The organism is Microcoleus sp. Pol17C6, from assembly GCF_036701145.1.
Classification (GTDB): Bacteria; Cyanobacteriota; Cyanobacteriia; order Cyanobacteriales; family Microcoleaceae; genus Microcoleus.
The window spans coordinates 1-2652 of the sequence record NZ_JAUBQH010000139.1; the positions used below are offsets into that span (position 1 = coordinate 1).

Here is a 2652-nt window from a genome sequence, read left to right on the forward strand (position 1 = left end):
CATTGTCGGCTCGATCGCCTGAAAGTCGGTACGATCGACTCATTGTCGGCTCGATCGCCTGAAAGTCGGTACGATCGACTCATTGTCGGCTCGATCGCCTGAAAGTCGGTACGATCGCCTGCTTGGTGTAACGATCAACTGACTGACGTAGCGATCTATCGCCTGACTCTTTTAAGATACAAGGGGCGGGTTTTACGAGAAATAATTGCCTAAAACCAATTATCTCGTAAACCCGCCCCACCCTTGCCCGAAAGTCCGCCAGGGGTTGAAACGAACGGCGGAACCGGATCGCAGATCTGTATCAAAAATTCCGATCTTAATATTTCAGTCTAATCACACTTGCTATTGAACGGTTTTCGTGTTGTGTGAGCCAGCTCGCGCTGGCTCAACCGTAATGTTACTTAATAAATTTCCCCATCTTTATCAAAACTTTAATTAAAAAAGTGTTTATAAAGAAAAGTTTATATAGATTTTCTCAAAAAACAGTTATTGTTACTACAACATTCAGAAAGAGTTTCCGATGCAAGTCGCGAAACAGGGGAATCATTGTCTTTTTTTAGCTATTAGTAGGTGCAGTATGCCAAATTTAAATAATCAAGTTTCCATAAAGTCGATCGCCTTTATCGACACTCAAGTAGAAAATTACCAAAGTTTAGTCGCTGGGGTAAAACCGGGTACGGAAGTAGTCGTTTTGGATGGGAACCGGGATGCGATCGACCAAATTACTCAAATTTTAGCTCTTCGTACTAATATTGACAGCATTCACATCGTTTCTCACGGTGCTCCGGGTAGCTTGCAACTGGGCGACGGTAACTTGAGTTTAGATGATATAGAGTGCGATCGGCAGGATCTACAGCAGTGGTTTTCGCCACGAACCGACTCAATCGGCGACACTCGACCAAATATCCTCCTCTACGGGTGCTGTGTAGCAGCAGGCGAGATAGGTAAAGCATTTGTCAAACGCTTGAGTGAGTTAACCGGGGCTTTTGTTGCGGCTTCCAAAAATCTTACGGGAAGTGCGGCAAAGGGCGGCGACTGGGAACTAGAAGTCAGAACCGGGAAAATTGAAACGCCACTGGTATTTGAAGCCGAAGTATTAGCAGGTTACGAGTATGTTCTGCCTACTTTTGATCCGGCAACGCCCTTTCCCATAACATACAGTCTCCGTAAAGTTGCCAGTGGCGATTTTAACAAAGACGGCAATCTTGACCTAGCCTTTGCCAGCACTGGAGTTAATCGCAACGTCTCGATCGCACTGGGAGATGGCACTGGCAAATTTGGCGCTGCCACTAATCTTAACACCAGCCCGCCAAGCGATCTCTATACCTGGTCTGTCGCTGTAGCCGACTTTAACAAAGACGGCAATTCTGACTTAGTTACCGCCAATAATTTGACTAACAACGTTTCTCTCCTGTTAGGGAATGGCGATGGCACTTTTGGTACTGCCACCTACTTTGGGGTGGGGTCAAGTCCGTATACCGTCGCTGTGGGAGACTTCAACGGGGACGGCAATTCTGATTTAGCTACAGCCAATCAAAGCTCTAACAACGTCTCCATCTTGCCGGGAAACGGTAATGGTACTTTTGGCGCAGCTACTAATTTGAGCGTGGGGTCAAATCCTTATTTTGTGCTTGTCGGCGACTTTAACAAGGATAGCAAGTCTGACTTTGCGACAGCGAACTTTGGTTCTAGCAGCGTATCCATCGTGTTGCAGAATGCTGATGGTACTTTCGCCCCCGCCACTAACTTTACTGTTGGAAATAGCCCTAATTACATTGCTTTAGGAGACTTTAATGGGGACAACAATCCTGACTTAGCAACGAGTAACGAAGGCGGATCAAACAACGTATCAATACTGTTAGGAACTGGCACAGGAAGCTTTAGTGCAGCTACCAACTTTGGCGTTGGAACACAACCCCTTGCTATTGCTAGTGGTGACTTCAATGCCGATGGAAAAGTCGATTTAGCCACAGCCAACAATGGATCGGGGGATGTCTCCGTCTTGTTTGGAAGTGGCGATGGCAGCTTTGGGACTGCCACTAATTTTCTTGTGGGAACCAGTCCCCAAGGTATTGTTGTAGGCGATTTTAACAAAGATGGCTTATCCGATTTAGCTACGGCGAACTTTGACTCTCAAAACACCTCGATTCTGCTGCATACATCTCCGGCGGTAAATTTTGGTGCTGCAACTTACAGTGGCACTGAAGGAACTGCGGATACAGTAGTCAATATTCCCGTTACTATCAGCGGCACTCCTGACGCTGCTGTAACAGTACCAATTGTCCTGGATCCCAGTAGCACAGCCACCGAAAATTCAGACTACACCTTTTCGCCGACATCGATTACATTCCCCGCCGGTGCAACAGGTGCCGCACTCACGCAAAATGTTGCAGTTACTATCAAACCTGACAATCTCCCTGAAAACGATGAAACCGCAATCCTCAATTTTGGCGCAATCACAGGTGGCATTGCCGGTACAACAAAACAAACAACATTAACTATTGCCGCTAACGATCAACCTTCAACCCTGAGTCCGTACCAAATAGACCTCAAAACAGGCGCAATTACCGGCCAACCAAACCCGTTTATTTCTCTAGTAAATACCCCTACCGACTCCAACGCAGACAGTTGGTTAGAAGCCGTAGCAAAAAT

At 46.6% G+C, this 2652-nt stretch carries 1 protein-coding gene; it reads left to right on the top strand.

What is annotated here, in order from left to right; genetic code table 11:
- Nucleotides 1-577: 577 nt before the first annotated feature.
- Nucleotides 578-2652: DUF4347 domain-containing protein (locus tag QUA25_RS28975; protein WP_333043135.1), on the top strand; the 2075-nt coding region annotated here is incomplete at its 3' end.